Origin of the sequence: Kitasatospora sp. NPDC058184, from assembly GCF_042883725.1 — a bacterium.
Taxonomy (GTDB): Bacteria; Actinomycetota; Actinomycetes; order Streptomycetales; family Streptomycetaceae; genus Kitasatospora.
Genome location: NZ_JBHVVE010000010.1, coordinates 217,712 through 238,274, shown reverse-complemented (window position 1 = coordinate 238,274; position 20,563 = coordinate 217,712). Strand labels below are relative to the sequence as shown.

10 protein-coding genes and 1 pseudogene are annotated in these 20,563 nt (G+C 73.8%); 7 read left to right on the top strand and 4 right to left on the bottom strand.

Annotated features, from left to right (window positions below; genetic code table 11):
* Positions 1–463: 463 nt before the first annotated feature.
* Positions 464–973: pseudogene (locus ACFVXH_RS21190) on the top strand (HNH endonuclease); the annotation flags it as partial.
* Positions 974–1,270: 297 nt separating this feature from the next.
* Here ACFVXH_RS21190 and ACFVXH_RS21185 read toward each other — a convergent pair.
* On the bottom strand, positions 1,271–5,179 hold the full coding sequence (locus ACFVXH_RS21185) for a beta-N-acetylglucosaminidase domain-containing protein (protein ID WP_387826198.1): 3,909 nt from the start codon (positions 5,177–5,179) through the stop codon (positions 1,271–1,273).
* 355 nt (positions 5,180–5,534) lie between these two features.
* On the opposite strand from ACFVXH_RS21185, the gene ACFVXH_RS21180 reads away from it, so the two are divergent.
* From ACFVXH_RS21180 to ACFVXH_RS21170, 3 genes are read left to right on the top strand one after another with little or no spacing between them, the layout of a single operon-like run.
* Positions 5,535–5,681: a hypothetical protein gene (locus tag ACFVXH_RS21180; RefSeq protein ID WP_387825964.1), complete on the top strand. Its 147-nt coding sequence runs from the start codon at positions 5,535–5,537 to the stop codon at positions 5,679–5,681.
* 50 nt (positions 5,682–5,731) lie between these two features.
* On the top strand, positions 5,732–7,915 hold the full coding sequence (gene malQ, locus ACFVXH_RS21175) for a 4-alpha-glucanotransferase (protein ID WP_387825961.1): 2,184 nt from the start codon (positions 5,732–5,734) through the stop codon (positions 7,913–7,915).
* Positions 7,916–7,924: 9 nt separating this feature from the next.
* Positions 7,925–8,152 carry a hypothetical protein gene (locus ACFVXH_RS21170; RefSeq protein WP_030238515.1) on the top strand — a complete coding sequence of 76 codons (228 nt, stop codon included), beginning with the start codon at positions 7,925–7,927 and terminating at the stop codon, positions 8,150–8,152.
* A gap of 153 nt (positions 8,153–8,305) precedes the next feature.
* Here ACFVXH_RS21170 and pepN read toward each other — a convergent pair whose 3' ends face one another.
* Positions 8,306–10,885 carry an aminopeptidase N gene (gene pepN / locus ACFVXH_RS21165; protein ID WP_375873229.1) on the bottom strand — a complete coding sequence of 860 codons (2,580 nt, stop codon included), beginning with the start codon at positions 10,883–10,885 and terminating at the stop codon, positions 8,306–8,308.
* A 186-nt stretch (positions 10,886–11,071) separates the two neighbouring features.
* Positions 11,072–12,751, bottom strand: coding sequence for a PQQ-binding-like beta-propeller repeat protein (locus ACFVXH_RS21160; protein ID WP_387825956.1), 1,680 nt, complete (start codon positions 12,749–12,751; stop codon positions 11,072–11,074).
* A gap of 472 nt (positions 12,752–13,223) precedes the next feature.
* Between ACFVXH_RS21160 and ACFVXH_RS21155 the strand changes: the two genes are divergently transcribed.
* The 3 genes from ACFVXH_RS21155 to ACFVXH_RS21145 all read left to right on the top strand — a co-directional run bounded on the left by ACFVXH_RS21155 (position 13,224) and on the right by ACFVXH_RS21145 (position 18,233).
* Complete coding sequence (locus tag ACFVXH_RS21155; protein WP_049651274.1) at positions 13,224–14,402, top strand: ROK family transcriptional regulator; 1,179 nt, start codon at positions 13,224–13,226, stop codon at positions 14,400–14,402.
* 247 nt (positions 14,403–14,649) lie between these two features.
* Positions 14,650–16,557, top strand: a complete 1,908-nt coding sequence (gene dxs, locus ACFVXH_RS21150) for a 1-deoxy-D-xylulose-5-phosphate synthase (RefSeq protein WP_387825953.1) — start codon at positions 14,650–14,652, stop codon at positions 16,555–16,557.
* Positions 16,558–16,706: 149 nt separating this feature from the next.
* On the top strand, positions 16,707–18,233 hold the full coding sequence (locus tag ACFVXH_RS21145) for a glycosyltransferase family 39 protein (protein ID WP_234348350.1): 1,527 nt from the start codon (positions 16,707–16,709) through the stop codon (positions 18,231–18,233).
* A gap of 182 nt (positions 18,234–18,415) precedes the next feature.
* On the opposite strand, the gene ACFVXH_RS21140 is transcribed toward ACFVXH_RS21145, so the two are convergent.
* Positions 18,416–20,563, bottom strand: coding sequence for a 3-hydroxyacyl-CoA dehydrogenase NAD-binding domain-containing protein (locus ACFVXH_RS21140; protein ID WP_387825949.1), 2,148 nt, complete (start codon positions 20,561–20,563; stop codon positions 18,416–18,418).

Genomic DNA, 20,563 nt, shown 5'->3' with positions numbered 1-20,563 from the left:
GGCCCGCACCGCCGGCAAGCGGCCCGCGGACCGTGGGCGTCAGCCTATCCGCCGCCGCGGGCTGGCCCGGACACGCCGGAACCCCGCACGGGTGTGCCCAAGGGCGTACGGAGCGTGTCGAACGCCCCGTCAACGCCCCCGTACGCTCCCCCCGAACCGGGGCTCCGGGGCCGTCCGGGGCAGGAGGGGCGCTGCTCCGGACGGCCGAACCGTGCCCCCGGCGGGCGACCCGCCGGAGTCACCGGGACCCGTCGCACCGCCACCCGGGTGCAACCCGACCTTCCCCCGGGCATACCGGCTATGACAGAGACCACACCCGGAGTTCGCGTCAGGTCCGTTACACAGGAGTGGTGGCGCCGTACAAAGGCGTAAGGCGACACTGGGGGAGATCGCGCACGAGTGGCGCGATCCAACCGCTCGTCCCGGCGCGAGCCACGCGCCGCAGGCGTCCAAGGAGGCATCCGTGCCGCATGTCCTGGTCCTCAACGCGTCCTACGAGCCACTCGGCGTCGTATCGATGCGCCGCGCACTCATCCTGGTCCTCAACCACAAGGCGGTCAGCCTGGAGGACTCGGAAGTCACTCTGCACAGCGCCACCAGCGCCCTTCCGGCGCCGTCCGTCGTCCGTCTGACCCGCTTCGTCCGGGTCCCGTTCTGCGGGCCCGTCCCGCTCACCCGCCGGGCCCTGTTCGCCCGCGACCACGGCCGCTGCGTCTACTGCGGGGCCGCCGCCACCAGCGTCGACCACGTCATCCCGCGCAGCCGCGGTGGCCAGCACCGGTGGGACAACGTGGTGGCGGCCTGCCGCCGCTGCAACCACACCAAGGCCGACCGCCACCTCACCGAGCTCGGCTGGCGGATGAAACGACCACCCGCGCCGCCCAGCGGCCTGGCCTGGCGCATCATCGGCACCGGGATCAAGGACCCGCGGTGGCGGCCCTACCTGGAGCCCTACGGCGGCGCGGACCAGCTGCGCGCCCCGCAGTGGGGCGAGTACGAGCACCACGACCGCACCGAGCAGCCGGTCCACCCGGTCCCGCTCGGCCGGGCCCACTCGGGCCACCCCGCCCCCGTCCGCCGCGGTGAGCAGCCCGAACCGCTCTCCGCCTGACCACAGCTCCACAAGGGCCCGCCCGTCACACCGTCGGTACGCGCCTCATGGGCCGCCGAGCCCCCCGCACCGGGGAGCCGGCGGCCCGCCGCGTTTCCGCCCACCCGTGACCGGGCCCGGCAACGGCCACCACGGCCACGGCCACGGCCACGGCCACGGCTACGGCTTGGGCGCGGTCCCGCCCGCCGCCGCCGGAGGTGTCGCCGGCGTCCCGGGCGCGCCGCCGGGCTGGGCGGCCTGGCCGCCTCCCTGGCCGGCCGGGGGCTGCGGCGCGGCCGGCGGGGTCACCGCGTACAGCTCGACGCCCCACAGCGAGTAGCCGTACTTGGTCGCCCGCGCCACGCCCTGCACCCGGAGGTACCGGACGTTGGGCGCGTCGAAGCGCACCGTCTCGTCGCCGCCCTTGCCGTTGTCCACCGTCGCGGCGTCGGTCCAGGTGTTCCCGTCCGCCGAGACCTGGATCTTGTACGAGGCGGCGTACGCGGCCTGCCAGTGCAGCACCGCCGAGCCCAGCCTGGTCGCCTGCGGCAGCTCCAGCCGCACCCAGGCGTCGTCCTTGGCCGGGGAGGACCAGCGGGTCTTCGGGTCGCCGTCGGTGACCGCCGAGGCCGGGAAGTTCGCCGTCTCGTCGCCCGAGGAGGCGGCCTTGGCGCCGAGCGCCAGGTCCGGGCCGCCGGTGGGCGGCACCACGTGCACCTGGAGCACCTGCCGGACGGTGGTGCCGCCGGCCACGAACTGCACCGGCACCCGGTACGTCCCGGACGGCGTCTCCGCGGTGGCGCTGACCAGCAGCGGCACGCCCACCCGGCCGCCGCGCGGCACGGTCACCGGGCCGGCCGGGGCAACGGTCAGGCCCTTGGCGGCGGCCGGCACCTCGGTGCGCAGCTCGCCGGTGGTGCCCTCGGGGCGGCCGGCCTCCACGGTGGCCCGGGTGGTCACGGGCGCGGAGGCGCCGGTGACCACGTCCAGGGCCGGGTCGGAGAGGCTGAGCCGGGCCGCCGGGGCGTCCGCGTACCAGGGGATCACCTGGTTGACCACCGGAGGGTCGCCGCCGGGCTTCCAGGTCAGCCGGAACGCGTCGGCGGGCTGGCCGCCGGCCGACAGCTCGTTGTAGCCGGGCTGCACGGTGCCGATGTCGGCCCAGGTGCCGTCGGCCCGGCGCACCGCGAGGGTGGCGGTGGCGCGCACGGACGGGTCGGTCAGCACGGTGAGCCGGTCCAGCGGGCGGGCCGCGCCGAGCTCGACGGTGAGCGGCTCGTCCATCGCGGTCGGCGCCTTGGCGGCCCGGTACGCGGTGTCCGGGTTGCCGTCCAGCACGGCGGCGGCGGAGGAGCCGGGCACCGCGTCGGGGCCGCCGCTGACGCTGGCCGGGGAATCGTCCGGGGCGGTGACGGTGAACTCGCGCACCGCGACGGCGGTCTTCTGCGCGGCGGTGGCCCGCAGCCGCACCGCCCGGACCACGGTGCCCGGCGGGAGCTGGGCGCTGACCGTCTTCTGGTTCTTCACCACGGCGAGCTGCTTCCAGCCGCCCTCGCCGGTGGAGTACTCCAGCACGCCGTCGCGGATGTAGTCGTCGGCGGCGGTCCGGGCGTCCGGGCCGTTGCCCCAGCCGCCCATCAGCACGGTCACGCCGCTGACCGGGCGGCCCGCGCCGAGGTCCAGGCCGACGGCGTCGCCGGGCTGCGGGGGAGCGGAGCTCCAGTAGAAGGTGTCGGCCACGCCGTCGGTCATCAGCGCGGGCAGGTGGTCCTGGGCGGTGCCCAGGGTGGTGGTCGGGGTGGCGGCGCCGCCGCCCACGCCCGACCAGTTGTCGGCGGCGCGCACGGCACGGTCCAGGAACGGGCCGAGCACCCCGGCGCCGACGGTGGCCGGGGCCCGGTCCAGCTGCTCGCGCAGCCGGTTGAGCTCGACCCGGGCCTTCCAGGCCGCCGCGCCGTCGCCGCCGTGCTGCGCCAGCAGCATGTCGAGGGCGGACTGCCCGGCCAGCCCGTAGTCGCGCAGTGGGCCCAGCCAGGGCGCGGCCTCGCCGGCCAGCTGGGTGGTGGCCGGGGTGCCGGCCAGGGTCTGCTGGGCGGTGGCCATGGTGGCGAAGGCGTCCCGCAGCGGGGCGGCGGCCTCGATCAGCCGGGCGAGGTCGGGGGCGGCGCCGGAGGTCGGCTCGGCGGCCGCCCAGAACCGGTCCAGCAGCGGTGCCAGGTAGCCGGACTCCTGCTTGGACAGCGGGGAGGAGGTGCTGTTCCCGGCCAGCGCGGTGACGGCGGACAGCGCCGTCCCGACGGGCGTCGGGGCGGCGCCGGTCGGCCCGGCCAGCGAGCGCACGGCGGCCTGCCAGGACTCGTCCGGCTTGTAGCCGGCCGGGTTCCAGGCGAAGTCGCCGGCCGTCGACACGGCGATCCGGGAGGCCACCGGCTGCTGCATCGCGCCGGTCAGCAGCGCCGCCGAGCGGGTGGCCACCTCCGGGTCGCGCCCGGTGTAGGCGCCGAGGAAGAGCCGGTCCGGGGTGGCGTCGTTGACCGGGTAGTTGTCCATGGTGAGCAGCGGGTGCCCGTACAGCCCGGCGGTGTCCGAGGCCTGGGCGCCGGTGATCTTCTCCGGGATCACCCCGACCCCGCTCCAGGCCACCTGCACGCCCTCCGGCAGGGCCGCCGCCAGCGCCTTGCGGTACGGGGTGGAGCCCTGCTGGTGGTACTCGGTGGGGACGACGGACAGCGGCGCCAGGCCCGGGTTCCTCGCGATCAGCCGGTCCTGCACCTTCTTCACCAGCTCGGCCTGGGCCTTGGCGGCCGCGGCGGGCCCGGTGCCGTACTCGTCGCGGTCGTCGCCGCAGTGCCACTCGTCGTAGCTGACGTCCAGGAACTGCAGCTGGAAGGCGGTGAAGCCGAGCTTGCGCAGCCCGTCCAGCTTGTTCACCAGGGCGTCCACGTCCTTGCCGGAGCTGAAGCAGAGGGACTGCCCCGGGTCGATCGCGTAGCCGAGCGTGACGTGGTTCTGCCGTGCCCGGAAGCCCAGTTCACGCAGCTCCTCGGCCTGGGCCGCGGGGTAGGCGGTGCGCCAGCGGGAGAGCCGGTACGGGTCGTCACCGGGCGCGTAGAGGTAGAAGTTCTGCTTGGAGCGGCCCAGGAAGTCGACCTGCTCCAGCCGCTGCTGCGCGGTCCACGGGGTGCCGTAGAAGCCCTCCGTGACGCCGCGCACCGGGGCGCCGGTCGGCCAGTCCCGCAGCGTGATCCCGGGCAGGCCGAGCCCGGCCGCACCCGGCGCCTGCCCCTGCCCGGCCGGTACGGCGGCGAGCAGCTGACGCAGGCTCTGCGCGGCGTAGAAGGTGCCGGTGGCGTCCACGCCGGCCAGCACCACGGCGCCGTACGTCCCGCCGCCCTGGGCGGGCAGCTGACCGGCCGACAGCACGTACCCGCCGGCCGGCATCCCCGCGGTCGTCGGCCCGGCGCCGTCCTTGCCGCCCGCGGCGGCGGACAGCTGCCGCAGCACCCGGTCCACCTCGCCGCCGGCGCCCTCGGCGGGCCCGCCGACGTACACCACCAGCGTCCCGGCGGCCGGCGTCCCGCCGTCCGGACGCGGCGTCACCTCGCCCGCCCCGGCGACCTCCAGCACCTCCTGGACGGCCCGCACCGTGCCGATGTCCGCCTTGGGCGCGCTCACCAGCGTCACGGCGGACGGCACCGCGACGGGCTTGCCCGCCACGGTCTGCTGCTGCGGTTTCGGGAACACCTTCGGGTCGGTCACGCTGCCCAGCGGCGTCTGCGGCGCGGTGCTCACCACGTCCGAGGCCGTCGAGGCGGCCGTGGCCGCCGCGTACGCCGCCGACGGCAGCGAGCCGGCCAGCAGCCCGCCGACCACCGCCGCGGCCGCTACCCCGGCCGCGATCTGCATCGCCCGCCGCCCCGGCCGCCCGGCCCGGTCCGCCCGGTCCGCGCGCTCCTCGCGCACCGACGCCAACAGCGGCTCGGTGCCCTTGAGATCGGCGATCAGCCGGTCCGCCGTCCGCGGCGCCAACTGACGGCACGTCCGCGCCGTGGCCCGCCGCGCCGCCTCCGCCGCGGGGTGCTGCAGCACCTCCCGCAACGCCGGACTCTGCTCCAGTTGCGACCTGAGCCGCCGCCCGGCCGCTACGGACACTCGGGCTTGCACAGGAGCCTCCTCGCCAGGCCACGACCACATCGTCCGCAACCCCACCAGCTGGCCGATCCGGTGTCAACGCCGCCGACTGCTATGACCGTTTTGCGCCATTTCATTGCATGTCGGACCAGCCCGGAAACACCCGCGGGCACCGGGCTTCACGGCACATCCCGGGCGGCGGCCGTCCCCAGCCTGTACGGTCGGCCCCCGTGCTGACCCCCCGTCGCCTGCCGCCGCCGCCGCAGCCCTGCTCCAGGCCCGGAGCGGCTGAAGGACGGCGAGGTCCTCACCTATGGACAAGGAGGGCGGCGACACGACCACGACGAACGCCGACACCTTCCACACCGACACCCTGAAGTCCTGCCGACCCGCCCCCGCCCCCGAGGGTCCGCCCGCCGGCGTCGTGTCGCGCTGGGTGATCGTGGTGTCACGCGGGTAGGACTGTGGCTGTCCCGAACGGGCGTTGCCGAGACATCGCAGGAGCCGCGAGTGGCCGCTTACCACGACAGTGACGGAGCCGAGCAGGTACCGGCGCAGGATGCCCCGCCGCCGCCCGCCGAACTGGTGGCGCTGGCGCGGGCGTACGGGGTGGACGTCCGGTACCCGGGGCCGGGCGGGCAGGCGGTGGGGGCGCGGACGCTGGTGGCGGTGCTGGGGGCGATGGGGGTGGCGGCCGGGTCGCCGCAGGAGGTGGGGGAGGCGCTGGAGCGTCACCGGGCCGAGCAGCGGGCCCGGTTGCTGCCGCCGTGCGTGGTGGTCCGGCAGGGGCGGCGAACGGCGCTGGACGTGCCGGCGGACGCCCGGTTGCGGGTGGAGCTGGAGGACGGCGGGAGTTGGGAGCTGCCCCGGGGGCACTCGCACTGGGTGCCGGGGGACCTGCCGTTGGGAATGCATGTCCTGGTGGCGGAAACCGGCACGAGGACCGCGCGGGCCGCGCTGGTGGTCGCCCCCGAGCGGCTGCCGCAACTCCCGGGCCGCAGCTGGGGGTTCCTCGCCCAGCTGTACTCCGTGCTCTCCGAGCGCTCCTGGGGCATGGGCGACCTCGGGGACCTCGTCGAGCTGGCCCGGTGGGCGGGGGCCGGCCTCGGCGCGGGCTTCGTGCAGATCAACCCGCTGCACCAGGCCCTGCCCGGCGCCCCCTCCGACCCGTCCCCGTACCGCCCGTCCTCGCGCCGCTTCGCCGACCCGGTGCACCTGCGGATCGAGGCCGTCCCCGAGTACGCCTACCTGACCGGCGCCGGGCGCGAGCAGGCCGAGGAGCTGACCCGGCGGGCCGCCCGGCTGCGCGACGAGGTGCTGGTCCACGACGCCCTGATCGACCGGGACGCCGTCTGGCAGCTCAAGCGCGAGGCCCTGGAGCTGCTGCACGAGGTGCCGCGCGGCCCCGGGCGGCAGGCCGAGTACGACGCGTACCGGCTCCGCGAGGGCGAGTGGCTGTACCGGCACGCGCTGTGGAACGCCCTGGCCGAGGAGCACGGCACCGACTGGCGCCACTGGCCGAAGGGGCTGCGTCACCCGGACGGCCCACAGGTCGAGCATGCCGCCAAGGAGCTGGAGGAGCGGGTCGAGTTCCACCGCTGGCTCGCCTGGCAGGTCGACCAGCAGCTCGCCCACGCCCAGCGGGCGGCCCGCGAGGCCGGCATGCCGGTCGGCCTGATCCACGACCTGGCCGTCGGCGTCCACCCGGACGGCGCGGACGCCTGGGCGCTGCAGGACGTGCTGGCCGGCGGCATCTCGGTCGGCGCCCCGCCGGACGCCTTCAACGCCCACGGCCAGGACTGGGGCCTGCCGCCCTGGCGCCCGGACGCGCTCGCCGAAGCCGGCTACGCCCCGTACGCGGAGCTGCTGCGGGCCACCGCCCGGCACGCGGGGGCCCTGCGGATCGACCACGTGATGGGCCTGTTCCGGCTCTGGTGGGTGCCGCAGGGGCACCCGCCGACCGAGGGCGCGTACGTGCGCTACGACGCCGAGGCGATGCTCGGCGTGCTGGCGCTGGAGGCGCACCGGGCGGGGACGGCGGTGATCGGCGAGGACCTCGGCACGGTGGAGCCGGGGGTGCGGGAGGAGCTGGCGGCGCGCGGGGTGCTCGGCACGTCCGTGCTCTGGTTCGAGCGGGACTGGCGGGGCGACGGCGCGATCCTCGGCCCGGACCGCTGGCGGTCCGGCTGCCTGGCCACCCTCACCACCCACGACCTGCCCAGCACCGCGGCCCGGCTCTCCGGCGAGCACGTCGAGCTGCGGCACCGGCTGGGCCTGCTGGCCCGGCCGCTGGGGGAGGAGCAGGGGCAGGCGGCGGCGGAGCTGGCGGACTGGCGGGCCGAGCTGGGCCGGCTCGGGCTGCTGGCCGAGGGCGAGCCGCTGACGATGCCGGTGCTGTACCGCTTCCTGCGGGCCACCCCGGCGGAGCTGGTCGGGGTCTGGCTGCCGGACCTGGTCGGGGACCCGCGCCCGCAGAACCTGCCCGGCACCTGGGACCAGTACCCGAACTGGCGCCTGCCGGTCGCGGACGGCTCCGGCGACCCGGTCACCCTCGAACGGCTGGCCACCGCCCCCGCCGCAGGCCTGCTCGCCCGGCTCCTGGCCCCGCGCGGTTCCGCCGGGTCGGCCCCGAGGCACGTCCTCCCGTCCCGCCCGACCGACCCCGACGAGCGCGCCCCCGTAAGCGGCGGGTAAGTTGGAAACGTGGACAAGAGGAACGCTTTGCGAGCCGGCGCGGTCTCCGCAACGGTCACGCTGATGATGCTGCTGTCGTCGCCCGCCATGGCCTTCACCAGGGACGACGGTGATGACCCCGGTTCCGGCCTGAGCGTGGGCCAGACCCTCGGCCTGTACGTGTTTCTCCCGCTGGTCGCCTTCGCGGTGATCGCCGGTCTGGCGGGCCTGCCCTACGGCAAGGGCAAGAAGAAGTAACACCCGCGCAGACGTCCCCAGGACTCGCACGACCCGCAGGGCCCCCAGGTCCCGTACGACCTGCAGAGCCCGCACCACCCGCAAGGCCCGCAAGACCCCGAAGGGGCGCCGGACGATCCCGTCCGGCGCCCCTTCGCGGTTGCGAGGAGACCGTCAGCGGCCGCCCGCCGCACGGTCGGCCGCCTGGGCCTTGAGCGCGCGCTCGACGCCCGCCCGGGCCTCGACGACCTGGCGCCGCAGCGCCGGGGCAGGCTCGGCCGAGGCCAGCCACGCGTCGGTGGCCTCCAGGGTCGCGGCCGTCACCTGGAGGGCCGGGTACAGCCCGACGATGATCTGCTGCGAGATCTCGTGGCTGCGGGTCTCCCAGACGCCCTTGACCGCCGCGAAGTACTTCGCCGCGTACGGCGCGAGCAGCTCGCGCTGGTCGGACTGCTGGAAGCCGGCGATGACGGCCTCCTGCACATAGTTCGTCAGCTTGTCGGACTCCACCACCGACGCCCAGGCTTCCGCCTTGGCCCCGGCGGTCGGCCGGGCGGCGCGGCAGGTGGCCGCGTGCTCCTGGCCGGCCGCGGTGTTGTCCCGCTCCAGCTCGGCGGCGATGGCGGCCTCGTCGGCCCGGCCGGTGGCGGCGAGGCGCACCAGCAGGGTCCAGCGCAGCTCGGTGTCCACCGCGAGGCCCTTGACCTCGACCGAGCCGTCCAGCAGCCCGGCGAGCAGGCCCAGCTGACCGTCGGTACGGGCGACCGAGGCGAGGGCGCGGGCCCAGGCCAGCTGGTGGTCGCTGCCGGGCTCGGCGGCGCGCAGGTGCTCCTCCGCGGCGGCGGCCCAGCGGTCGAGGCCCTGCTCGCGCCACTGCGGGTCGGTGTAGGCGTCGAGGGCGAGCTTGACCTGGCGGTGCACGGACTGCACCACGCCGATGTCGCTCTCGCGCCCGATGCCGGACAGCGCCAGCGCCAGGTAGTCGCGGGCGGCCAGCTCGCCGTCGCGGGTCATGTCCCAGGCGGAGGCCCAGCACAGCGCGCGCGGCAGCGACTCGGTGAAGCCGCCGAGGTGCTCGGTGACGACGGCCAGCGAGTCCTCGTCCAGCCGGATCTTGGCGTACGAGAGGTCGTCGTCGTTCAGCAGCACGACGGCCGGGCGGTGCCGGCCGACCAGCTCGGGCACCTCGGTGCGCGGGCCGTCGACGTCCAGCTCGATCCGGTCGGTGCGCACCAGCGCGTCGCCGTTCAGCTCGTACAGGCCGATCGCGATGCGGTGCGGCCGCAGCACGGCCTCGCCCTTGGCGCCGGCGGGCAGCGCGGGGGCCTCCTGGAGCACCGCGAAGGACTCGATCTCGCCGTCGGTGTTGAGCACGATCGACGGCCGCAGCACGTTGATGCCGGCGGTCTCCAGCCAGGCCTTGGACCAGGCCTTGAGGTCGCGGCCGCTGGCCTCCTCCAGGGCGCCGAGCAGGTCGCTGAGCCGGGTGTTGCCCCAGGCGTGGCGCTTGAAGTACGCCTGCACGCCCTGGAAGAAGGCGTCCTGGCCGACGTACGCCACCAGCTGCTTGAGCACCGAGGCGCCCTTGGCGTAGGTGATGCCGTCGAAGTTGACCTGGACGTCCTCCAGGTCGTTGATGTCCGCCATGATCGGGTGGGTGGACGGCAGCTGGTCCTGCCGGTACGCCCAGGTCTTCATCTGGTTGGCGAAGGTGGTCCAGGAGTGCGGCCACTTGGAGCCCGGGGCCTCGGCCTGGCAGACCGCCTCGGCGTAGGTCGCGAAGGACTCGTTGAGCCAGAGGTCGTTCCACCACTCCATGGTGACGAGGTCGCCGAACCACATGTGGGCGAGCTCGTGCAGGATCGTCGCGGCACGGGCCTCGTACGCGGCGTCGGTGACCTTGGAGCGGAACACGTACTGGTCGCGCAGGGTGACGGCGCCCGCGTTCTCCATCGCGCCGGCGTTGAACTCCGGGACGAAGAGCTGGTCGTACTTGGCGAACGGGTACGGGAAGTCGAACTTCTCCTGGAAGTAGTCGAAGCCCTGCTTGGTGACCTCGAAGACGGCCTCCGGGTCCAGGAACTCGCGCAGCGAGGGCCGGCAGTAGACGCCCAGCGGCACCTTCTGCTCGCCGTTCTCGTAGGTGTCGAAGACCCCGACGTACGGGCCGGCGACGAGCGCGGTGATGTAGGTGGAGATCCGGCCGGTGGGCTCGAACGTCCAGACCCGGGTGTCGCCCTCGCCGACCGGCTCCGGGGTCGGCGAGTTGGAGACCACGACCCAGCCCTCCGGCGCGGTCACGGTGAACGCGAACGCGGCCTTCAGGTCGGGCTGCTCGAAGTTGGCGAAGACCCGGCGGGCGTCCGGCACCTCGAACTGGGTGTACAGGTAGGTCTCGCCGTCGACCGGGTCGACGAACCGGTGCAGGCCCTCACCGGTGTTGGTGTACTCGCAGTTCGCGACGACCCGCAGCTCGTTCTCGGCGGCGAGGCCCGGCAGCGGGATGCGGCTGTCGGCGAAGGTCGCCGGGTCGAGCCGCACGCCGTTGAGGGTGATCTCCTCGACGCTCGGGGCGACGAGGTCGATGAAGGTCTCCGCCCCCGGGGTGGTGGCGGTGAACCGGACCACGGTGGTGGACCGGAAGGTACCGCCCTCGCGGGCCGAACCGAGGTCGAGCTCGATGTCGTACGCGTCCACGTGGAGGAGGTCGGCCCGGGTGCGGGCCTCCTCACGGGTCAGGTTTGTGCCGGGCACTCGCTGCACTCCTTTGTCAGACTGATGGTCCGAATCCTCGCACGTCCAACGGACGGGGCGGCCGAAAAATCACAGGCGGGGCGGGCCCGGGCGATCAGCCCGTGCCCGCCCCGCCCGTGTCGGTCGCCGCGCGGCCCGCGACGAGGGGTCACGCCCCCCGGGATCAGCCCCGGAGGCGCCCCGGCGTCACTTCTTCCACTTGGTCAGCGGACCGTCGCTGGCGCTGTAGCGGCGGAACGCGTAGACGGCGGCGCCGTCGTCCGAGACCAGGTACTCGGAGGTGCTGCTGCCGATGCCCATGCTGCTCGGCATCGTCATGGTGCCGAGGTCGGACATCGAGCCGTCGGTCGGCGAGAGCGTCACCAGCCGGGCCGGCTTGTTGTAGCCCTGGTCGACGATCGCGCGGACCTTGCCGTCCTTGTCGGTCCCGGCCACCAGGCGCATGTCGTTGCTCGTCGAACCGGAGTTGGCCGACCACAGCCGCTTGCCGGTGTTCAGGTCGTAGGCGTTGATGCCCGGCTTGCCGCCGCTGACCTGGACGTACAGCGTGGTGCCGCTGACCACGTTGCGGGTGAGGGCCTCGTTCTGGCCGGAGAGGCGCAGGCTGTCCGCGCCGGGCTCCTTGACGGACATCTGGGTGCCCGGCTTGTTGTCCTTGTCGAACGGCAGGACGTAGTCGCCCTGCGGGCCGTTGCCCATCAGCAGCACCAGCGGCTTGTCCTGGACGACCGAGTCGACCTCCTCGATGTTGCCGGTGAGGGTGATCGGGGTGCTGGCCGGCTTGCCGGTCTCGGCGTTGACGATGACCAGCTGCGACTTCGGGCCGCTGGTGCCGTAGCAGCGGTCGCTGACCGCGATCTGGGCGCCGGCCGCCTTGCCGCGCAGGACGCAGTCCTTGTCGCGCGGCTGGTACTGCCAGGCCGGCTGGCCGTTGGCGATGTTCAGGGCGGCGACGGCGTTGCCGCCGACGGCGACGACGTTCTCGGTGACGCTGAGGGTCGGCGAGGACATCCGGTCGGCCGAGACCTTGACGCTCCAGAGCAGCTTGCCCTGGGTCAGGTCGATGGCGCCGACGGTGGAGCAGTCGCTGTCACCGGTGTTGAAGGAGACGGCGGCGACGCCCTTGGAGTTGGCGGCGTACGAGGCGGTGCACAGCTCCTTGCTGCCGGCCGGGGCGGCGATGGTCCACGCCTCCTTGCCGTCGGTCAGGTTGAAGGCCCTGATCCCGGAGCTGTCGACGCGCACCGCGAGCTTGTCGGTGCCCCAGACGCCGAGCATCTGGTTCGAGCTGTCCGCGTTGGCCGGCTTGGGGGCGCTCCAGGCGACGTTGAAGGTGGCGCCCTTGGGAGCGGGGGCGGGGGTGGGGCCGCTGCTGGTCCCGCCGTTGTCGGTGGTGCCGGTGCTGACCGGGTCCGGGCCCGGGTCGGGGGCGGGCTTGGGGTCCTTGAGCAGGACGACCAGGGCGACCACGATCGAGATCGCGAGCACACCGCCGATGATCCCGCCCCACAGCATCACTGGGTTGCGCTGCTTGGGCGCGACCGGCGCGACGGGGTAGCCGTACCCGGGTTGCTGCGGGTAGGCGTAGCCGCCCGGGTTGTAGGCCTGCCCGGCGTCCGGGGCGCCGTACGGGGCACCGGGGACCGGGTCGTACGGGCCGACCGGCGCGGCACCGGGCGGCGGCGGGGCCTGGCTGGGGAACCCGGGCGCGGTCGGCGCGTACGCCGCGTACTCCGGGCTGCCGACCGACGGCTGCGCGGGCGGCTGCACGGGCGGTGCCGGCGGCTGGCCGGGCGGCGGGCCCGCGGGCGCGACCGGGCCCGGGGTGACCTGCCCCGGGACGGCGGCGCCGTCGAGCTGCGTCATCTGGTCCGCGACGGCGGCCGGATCGACACCGCCGCCCGGCGGGCGCCCGAACGAGACGCCCCGGTTGTCCTGCGGACCGCTGCCGGGCGTTTCGCCTGCACCCGGCGTAGGGTGATCCCCTGCCATCTGATTCCCCGTCATGTCTGGATGCGTCCCCCTGGCGGTGCCGTCCACGGCCCCGATGGGACGGGTGAGAAGTGGCACCATGTTAGTGGTGCGTGGTTTTCGGCCGTCGCCAGGACAGCGGTTCCCCGTCCCCGCAGGCCCGGGCCGCGCAACACCTTCACCCCCCGAACACCCCGCCCCCACCTGCGCGCCCCCGCTCGCCGGCCCGCGCCGGGCGGCCGCCGTCCGCGCCCCCCTGCGCGCCCGCCCGCCGCAGCCGGGATCCCCGCCCGGGCCCCCGGGCCGTACCCTTCAGGAGTTGAAGGGGACGCCCGGCGGAGGGGTCCCCGCCCTGGGAGGGTGGATCATGTCGACGGACACACCGGGCTCGCAGTCGTCGCTGCACCGGGCGAACCTGGAACGGGTGCTCCGCGCGGTGCGGATGGCCGGCTCGCTGACCCAGGCCGAGATCGCCCGCGGCACCGGACTGTCCGCGGCCACCGTGTCCAACATCGTGCGGGAGTTGAAGGAGAGCGGCACCGTCGTGGTCGCCGACACCTCCTCCGGCGGCCGCCGCGCCCGCAGCGTCTCGCTCAGCGGGGACGCCGGCATCGTGGTCGGCATCGACTTCGGCCACACCCACCTGCGCGTCGCGGTCGGCAACCTGGCCCACCGGGTGCTGGCCGAGGAGAGCGCCCCGATCGACGTCGACGTCTCCGCCCAGCAGGGCTTCGACCGCGCCGAGGCGATGGTCGAGCGGCTGCTGACGCAGGCCGGCTTCCGTTCCGACAAGGTGATCGGCGTCGGCCTCGGCGTGCCCGGCCCGATCGACGTGGAGACCGGCGCGCTCGGCTCCACCGCGATCCTGCCCGGCTGGACGGGCATCGCCCCGGGCCGGGAGCTGGCCGAGCGGCTCGGCATGCCGGTGCACGTGGACAACGACGCCAACCTGGGCGCGCTCGGCGAGCTGGTCTGGGGCGCCGGCCGCGGGCTGAGCGACCTCGCCTACATCAAGGTCGCCAGCGGGGTCGGCGCCGGGCTGGTGGTGAACGGCCAGATCTACCGCGGCCCGGGCGGCACCGCGGGTGAGATCGGGCACATCACCCTGGACGAGGCGGGGCCGGTCTGCCGCTGCGGCAACCGCGGCTGCCTGGAGACCTTCGTCGGCTCCCGCTACCTGCTCTCGCTGCTCGCCCCCACCCTCGGCCAGGACCTCAGCCTGCCCCGGGTGGTCGAGCTGGCCCAGCAGGGCGACCTCGGCTGCCGCCGGGTGATCGCCGACGCGGGCCGGCAGATCGGCACCGGCGTCGCCACCCTCTGCAACCTGCTGAACCCCCGCCGGGTGATCCTCGGCGGGGACCTCGCCGAGGCCGGTGAGCTGGTGCTCGCCCCGATCCGGGACTCGGTGGCCCGGTACGCGATCCCGAGCGCCGCCCGTCAGCTCTCGGTCGTCCCCGGCACCCTCGGCGGCCGGGCCGAGGTGCTCGGCGCGCTGGCCCTGGTGATGAGCGAGATGGGGGAGTCGGGCGCGCTGGGCCGCGCCTGACACCGCCGTCCGGCCCGCCCGCGTATTCAAACGCCTGTACGTCAACCTGAGGTGACCCGGCTTCCCGGCCCGACCTCCCGGAATGGCGGTAACCGAACGGTGGCACCGGGCGCGCCGCTTGGTGTCCGGCAGGCGGACATTAGACTCGACCGGTCGCCACCGGCCGGACCGTCGGACTGCCGCCGGGCCGGGCAGCGACGCCCGTCGGACCGTCCGTGGTCCGCGAACACTGAACGAGGAGGAACGGGTGGCCCTGCTGACCCGCATTCGGGGACCGCGCGATCTCGACCGGCTCACGCCCGGACAGCTGGCCGCACTGGCCCAGGAGATCCGGACCTTCCTGGTGACCGAGGTCTCCAAGACGGGTGGCCACCTCGGGCCCAACCTCGGCGTGGTGGAGCTCACCATCGCGCTGCACCGGGTCTTCGACTCCCCGCGCGACCGCATCCTCTTCGACACCGGCCACCAGAGCTACGTCCACAAGCTGCTCACCGGCCGCCAGGACTTCTCCCGGCTGCGGATGAAGGGCGGCCTGTCCGGCTACCCGTCCCGGGCCGAGTCCGAGCACGACGTGATCGAGAACTCGCACGCCTCCACGGTCCTCTCGTACGCCGACGGCCTGGCCAAGGCCAACCAGATCCTGGGCAAGAACGACCCGGTCGTCGCGGTGATCGGCGACGGCGCGCTCACCGGCGGCATGGCCTGGGAGGCGCTCAACAACATCGCCGACGCCAAGGACCGCCCGCTCGTCATCGTCGTGAACGACAACGAGCGCTCGTACTCCCCGACCATCGGCGGCCTGGCCAACCACCTCGCCACCCTGCGCACCACCCAGGGCTACGAGCGCTTCCTGTCCTGGGGCAAGGACGCGCTCCAGCGCACCCCGGTGGTCGGCCAGCAGCTGTTCGAGACGCTGCACGGCGCCAAGAAGGGCCTCAAGGACTTCATCGCCCCGCAGGGCATGTTCGAGGACCTCGGCCTCAAGTACATCGGCCCGATCGACGGCCACGACATGGCCGCCCTGGAGTCCGCGCTGACCAAGGCGCGCGGCTTCGGCGGCCCGGTGATCGTGCACTGCCTCACCGAGAAGGGCCGCGGCTACCACGCCGCCGAGAACAACGACGAGGACCGCTTCCACGCGGTCGGCAAGATCCACCCGGAGACCGGCCTGCCGATCACGAGCGGCGGCGGCCGGAGCTGGACCTCGGTCTTCGCCGAGGAGATGGTCGCGCTCGGCCACGAGCGCGAGGACATCGTCGGCATCACCGCCGCGATGCTCCACCCGGTGGGCCTGGCCCCGTTCGCCGAGGCCTTCCCGGACCGGATCTTCGACGTCGGCATCGCCGAGCAGCACGCCGTTACCAGCGCGGCCGGCCTGGCCACCAACGGCCTGCACCCGGTGTTCGCGGTCTACGCGACCTTCCTCAACCGGGCCTTCGACCAGGTCCTGATGGACGTCGCCCTGCACAAGCTGGGCGTCACCTTCGTCCTGGACCGGGCCGGCGTCACCGGCGACGACGGCGCCTCGCACAACGGCATGTGGGACATGTCGATGCTGCAGATCATCCCGACCCTGCGGCTGGCCGCCCCGCGCGACGCCGACCAGGTCCGCGCCCAGCTGCGTGAGGCCGTCGAGGTCAAGGACGCCCCGACCGTGGTCCGCTACTCCAAGGGCACGGTCGGCCCGGCCGTCCCCGCGGTCGGCCGGATCGGCGGCATGGACGTGCTGCGCGCCGCCGAGGAGCCCTCCGGCGCCCACCGCGCCGACGTGCTGATCGTCTCGGTCGGCGCGATGGCCCCCACCAGCCTGGAGGTCGCCGACCTGCTGGCCGCCCAGGGCGTCACCGCCACCGTGGTGGACCCGCGCTGGGTCAAGCCGGTGGACGCGGCCCTGCCGGGCCTGGCCGCCGAGCACCGGGTGGTCGTCACGATCGAGGACAACGGCCGGGTGGGCGGCGTCGGCGCCGCCGTGGCGCAGGCGCTGCGGGACGCGGACGTGGACCTGCCGGTGCGCGACTTCGGCATCCCGCAGGAGTTCCTGGACCACGCCAGCCGGGCCGAGATCCTGGCCGAGATCGGCCTGAACGCCCCGGACATCGCCCGAAAGGTGACGGCTCTGGTCGCCAAGCTGGACGCGGCGCCGGTCAAGGCCTGACCGGAGGCCGTCCGGGGGAGCGGTCACCCGTTCCGCAGACGACCGTTTGTCGTAACTCCGTAACAGTTCGTCACGGAACAAGCTGACAATCGCACTGAAAGGCGGGACCGGCGCCACCGGCGCCGATCCCGCCCGGTAGGTTGTCACCCGTGCCGACCCCCACCCGCCTCCGCCTCACCGGACTGGCCGAGCGCCTGCCCGAGCGCGTCCGTACCCGTGTTCTCACCGGGTACTGGACCAGGCTGGTGCCGGTGCTCGCGCTGGTCGCGCTGCTCACCCACATCCCCTCCTTCGCCCGGCCCGTCTGGAGCCCGGACGAGGGCTTCCTGGCCACCCAGGCCCGGATGCTGGCGGACGGCGGGGTGCTGTACGACACCGTGGTGGACCGCAAACCACCGCTGCTGCCCTGGCTCTACCAGGCCTGCTTCGCGGTCTTCGGCTCCGCCTCGCTCTGGCCGCTGCGCACCCTGGCGGTGGTGGCCCACCTGGTCACCGCGATCCTGCTGGCCTCGATCGCCCGCGGCCGCTGGGGCAACCGGGCCGGGGCCGGGGCCGGACTGCTCTACCTGCTGGTCTCCATCGGGCTCTCCCCGGAGGACACCCAGGCGGCGACCTTCGAGGTCTTCATGCTGCCCGCCATGGTGGCCGCCTTCCGGTACGCCGAACGGCGCCGCTGGCTGGCCGCGGGCATCGCGGTCGCCCTCTGCTCACTGACCAAGCAGACCGGCGGCGCGGTGCTGCTGCCGGTGCTCTGGATGCTGTTCCAGGACGCCCGCCGGCGCGGGGTGCGCTGGCCGCCCGCGCTGTTCAAGATCGGGTTCGGCTTCACCCTGCCGATAGCGCTGGTCGCGGTGATCCTCACCAAGCCCAAGGGCTTCCTCTTCTGGGTGGTCACCGGCAGCGGCGACTACGCCTCCTTCGGCGGCGCCTGGCTCCAGATGCTCGGCCGGGCCTTCGGCAACTCGGCCATCCTGGCCGCGGCCGGCCTGGGCTTCCTGCTCCCGGTCGGACGCCGGCTCTGGCTCAAGCACCGCCACCGCCCGCTGCCGGTGGCCGGCGAGGAGCACGGCTCGACCACCGACCTGTGGGTCTGGCTGCTCTCCTCGGTCGTCGCCGTCAGCGTGGGCTTCCACTTCTTCGGCCACTACTACCTCCAGCTGATCCCGCCGCTGGTGCTGCTGGGCACCGGGGCGGTCGCCACCTCGGCGATCCGCTGGAAGCCCGTCCTGCTGTACACCACGGCCGCCGCCACGGTGTTCTGGAGCCTGGCGCTGGCCTGGCCGGGGGAGCGGCTCAACCGCACCACCGAGGTCGCCACCGCCGTCGCCGCCCAGACCACCCCCAAGGACACCGTGCTGGTCTGGGGCATGCACCCCGAGCTGTACTGGCTGGCCGACCGCAAGCCCGCCACCCGCTACCTGACCGCCGGCTTCCTCACCAACTACAGCGGCGGCAAGGACGGCAACCAGAACGTCGGCGAGCAGTTCAGCGTCTCCAACGCCTGGCAGACCTTCGACAAGGAGCTGGCCAACGGCCTGCCCGAGGTCGTGGTCGACGACTCCGGCATCGCCCCGTACCAGCCGGTCATGGTCCCCCGGATCGAGAACCTGCTGGACACCCACTACGAGATGGTCGGCGTCTTCGCCGACACCGTGGTGTACCGCCTCAAGCACTGAGGCGGCCCGTACCCGGTTTCCTCGCGGCAACGCCGTACACGCCGGGTTCCCGGCGGCAGCGCCGTACACAGGACCTCGGGCGGAAACGCCGTACACGCCGCGTCCGGGCGGCAGCCCCGTACACACGGAGGAGCCCCGGTGACCGCATGGTCACCGGGGCTCCTCCGTGTTCGGGTGCTGCGTTACGCGGGCACCGAGGCCACGCCGGGGGCGAGGAAGGCCTTGCCGTTCACCCGCTCCGAGACGCCCTCACGGTCCAGGTACGGGGTGATCCCACCCAGGTGGAAGGGCCAGCCGGCACCGGTGATCATGCAGAGGTCGATGTCCTGCGCCTCGGCGACGACACCCTCCTCCAGCATCAGGCCGATCTCCTGCGCCACGGCCTCCAGGGCGCGGGCGCGGACCTGCTCCCCGGTGAGCACCGAGTCGCCGAAGGTCAGCAGCTCCAGCACCTCGGGGTCGAGGACCTGCTGGCCGTCCGTCCAGGTGTAGAAGCCGCGCTTGCCGGCCTTGACCACCTTGGCGAGGTTCTCGGAGACGGTGAACCGCTCCGGGAAGGCGCCGTGCAGGGTCTCCGAGACGTGCAGGGCGATGGCCGGGCCGACCAGCTCCAGCAGCACGATCGGGGACATCGGCAGGCCGAGCGGCTCGACGGCCTTCTCGACGTCGGCGATCGGGGTGCCCTCGTCGATGATGCCCTGGATCTCGCCCATGAAGCGGGTCAGGATCCGGTTCACCACGAACGCGGGGCGGTCCTTGCAGAGCACCGAGGTCTTCTTCAGCTTCTTGGACACCGCGAAGGCGGTGGCCAGCGAGGCGTCGTCCGTCGAGTCGCCGCGGACGATCTCCAGCAGCGGCAGGATCGCGACCGGGTTGAAGAAGTGGAAGCCGACGACCCGCTCGGGGTGCTTCAGCTTCGAGGCCATCTCGGTGACCGACAGCGAGGAGGTGTTGGTCGCCAGCACGCAGGTCGGCGAGACCACGTTCTCCAGGTCCGCGAAGACGGCCTGCTTGACGCCCATCTCCTCGAACACGGCCTCGATGACGAAGTCCGCGTCGCCGAAGGCGGCGGCCTTGTCCAGCGAGCCGGAGACCAGGCCCTTGAGCCGGTTGGCCTTGTCCTGGCCGATCCGGCCCTTGCCGAGCAGCTTGTCGATCTCGGCGTGGACGTAGCCGACGCCCTTGTCCACGCGCGCCTGGTCGATGTCGGTGAGGACCACCGGCACCTCCAGACGGCGGGCGAACAGCAGCGCCAGCTGCGAGGCCATCAGACCGGCGCCGACGACGCCGACCTTGGTGACCGGGCGGGCCAGCGACTTGTCCGGCGCGCCGACCGGGCGCTTGGCCCGGCGCTGCACCAGGTTGAAGGCGTAGATGCCGCTGCGCAGCTCGCCGCTCATGATGAGGTCGGCCAGGGCCGCGTCCTCGGCGTCGAAGCCGGCCTGCAGGCTGGCCTTGTCCGCGAGGTCGAAGTCCTTGGCGGCGGCGATGATGTCCAGCGCCTTGTAGGCGGCCGGAGCGGCGCCGTGCACCTTGGCGTCGGCGACCATGCGGCCCCAGAGGACGGCGTCGTCCCAGGCCTTGCCGCGGTCGATCGCCTCGCGCTCGACGACGACGTCGCCCTTGACGACCTTGGCGGCCCAGAGCAGCGACTGCTCCAGGAAGTCGGCCGGCTCGAAGATCGCGTCGGCGATCCCCAGCTCGAACACGTCCTTGCCCTTGAGCTGCTTGTTCTGGTTCATCGAGTTCTCGACGATGACCTTGACGGCCTTACCGGCACCCACCAGGTTCGGCAGGATGGTGCAGCCGCCCCAGCCGGGGACGAGGCCGAGGAAGACCTCGGGCAGCGAGAAGGCCGGGACGCCCGCCGACACCGTGCGGTAGTCGCAGTGCAGGCCGACCTCGACGCCGCCGCCCATCGCCGCGCCGTTGTAGAAGGCGAAGGTGGGGACGGGCAGCGTGGCGATCCGCTGGAAGACGTCGTGGCCGCCCTTGCCGATGGCCAGCGCGTCCGCGTGCTCCTTGAGCAGCTCGACGCCCTTGAGGTCGGCGCCGACCGCGAAGATGAACGGCTTGCCGGTGATCGCGGCACCGACGATCGTGCCCTCGGCGGCCTCGGCCGCGACCTGGTCCAGCGCCTCGTTCAGCTTGAGCAGCGAGCCCGGGCCGAAGGTGGTCGGCTTGGTGTGGTCGAAGCCGTTGTCCAGGGTGATCAGGGCCAGCCGGCCGGCCTGCAGCGGCAGGTCGAGGTGGCGGACGTGCGCGGTCGTGACGACCTCGCCCGGGAAGAGCTCGGCGCCGCGGGTCAGCAGCTCGGTGGTGTTCGTCAT

Coding starts and splice junctions, on each gene's coding strand:
- ACFVXH_RS21160 (WP_387825956.1), bottom strand. CDS start 12,751: ATGACGCAGCTCGACGGCGCCGCCGTCCCGGGGCAGGTCACCCCGGGC.
- ACFVXH_RS21180 (WP_387825964.1), top strand. CDS start 5,535: ATGGACAAGGAGGGCGGCGACACGACCACGACGAACGCCGACACCTTC.
- ACFVXH_RS21140 (WP_387825949.1), bottom strand. CDS start 20,563: ATGACGAACACCACCGAGCTGCTGACCCGCGGCGCCGAGCTCTTCCCG.
- ACFVXH_RS21155 (WP_049651274.1), top strand. CDS start 13,224: ATGTCGACGGACACACCGGGCTCGCAGTCGTCGCTGCACCGGGCGAAC.